Raw genomic sequence first — 1,325 nt, forward strand, 5'->3', positions numbered from 1 at the left:
TGAACTGACCCCCAAAAGTTGGAGACAACCTTTGGGGGTTTTTACATGGCGAAGTACGCCGCGCAGTTCAAGTTAAGGATTGCCGAGGAGTACGCCTCGGGAACGGAAGGGTTTCGGCTGCTGGCCCAGCGTTATGGGCTGGATCGCGGGACATTGCGCGAGTGGGTCGCCTCGTATCAATGCCATGGGGCCGAGGCCTTCAGGGCTGGGCCGCGGCGTTATGACGAGGCGTTCAAGGTGTTGGTCCTGCAGCACATGCGCGACGAGGGTCTGTCGTTGCGGCAGGCGGCGGCACGGTTCAATGTCCGGGGCTACGCCACCATTGCCGAATGGCAACGCCGGTATGATGCCGGAGGTGCGGAGGCCCTTGCTCCGCGAAGATTGCGAACCCGCCGGTCCATGCAAAAGCCACCGAACCCGAAAGCCAAGCCTGCCAAACAAGACGAAGCGCGCTCGCGCGAGGAACTCATCGATGAGCTGGAAGATCTGCGCGCGGAGGTGGCGTACCTAAAAAAGTACCACGCCCTGCTTCAGGCCAAGGAAAGAGTTGCGCAGCAGAAAAAGCGCAAGTAGTGCTTGAACTCAGGGCGCAATACCCGTTGGCCCGGCTGCTGAAGGCGGCCGGTTTGCCATCCAGTACGTTTTACTACCAGCTCAAGGTGCTGCAGGCGGGCGACCGGGACCATGACCTCAAGGCCAGCATCCAGCAGGTGTTCGAGGCGCACAAGGGGCGCTACGGCTATCGCCGCGTCACGGACGACATCGGCACGCAGGGGCCGCGGGTCAATCACAAGCGCATCCAGCGGCTGATGCAGGAAATGGGGCTGAAGTCATGCGTGCGCGTGAAGAGATTCCGGACCTACCGGGGTGAGTGTGGCCGGGTTGCGCCGAACCTGCTGGATCGACAGTTCGAGGCGCAGCAGCCGAACCAGAAGTGGGTGACGGACGTGACCGAGTTCAAGGTCAAGGACGAAAAGCTTTACCTGTCGACCGTTCTGGACCTGTGTACGGGCGAGATCGTTGCGCACGAGATGGCCAGGCGGCCGGTCTTTGCACTGGTCACCAACATGCTGGACAAGGCGTTTGAGCGACTGACCCCGGGCGATCAGCCCGTACTGCATTCGGATCAGGGCTGGCACTACCAGATGAAAGGCTATCAACACCGGCTGGAGCAACGTGGCGTGCGGCAGAGCATGTCGCGCAAGGGCAACTGCCTGGACAATGCCGCCATGGAGAGCTTCTTCGGGACGCTAAAGGCCGAGTTCTTCCACCTGGAAAAGTTCGACAGCGTCGAGCAACTCGAATCCGGGGTGAATCGCTACATC

At 61.1% G+C, this 1,325-nt stretch carries 2 protein-coding genes; both read left to right on the top strand.

Annotation, left to right across the window (positions count from 1 at the left end):
- The first annotated feature begins 45 nt into the window (after positions 1-45).
- Complete coding sequence (locus B552_RS0126710; protein ID WP_019452127.1) at positions 46-573, top strand: helix-turn-helix domain-containing protein; 528 nt, start codon at positions 46-48, stop codon at positions 571-573.
- Positions 573-1,325: IS3 family transposase (locus B552_RS0126715; protein ID WP_026036083.1), on the top strand; the 753-nt coding region annotated here is incomplete at its 3' end. The genes B552_RS0126710 and B552_RS0126715, both read left to right, overlap by 1 nt.

Source organism: Cupriavidus sp. BIS7 (assembly GCF_000292345.1).
Lineage (GTDB): Bacteria > Pseudomonadota > Gammaproteobacteria > Burkholderiales > Burkholderiaceae > Cupriavidus.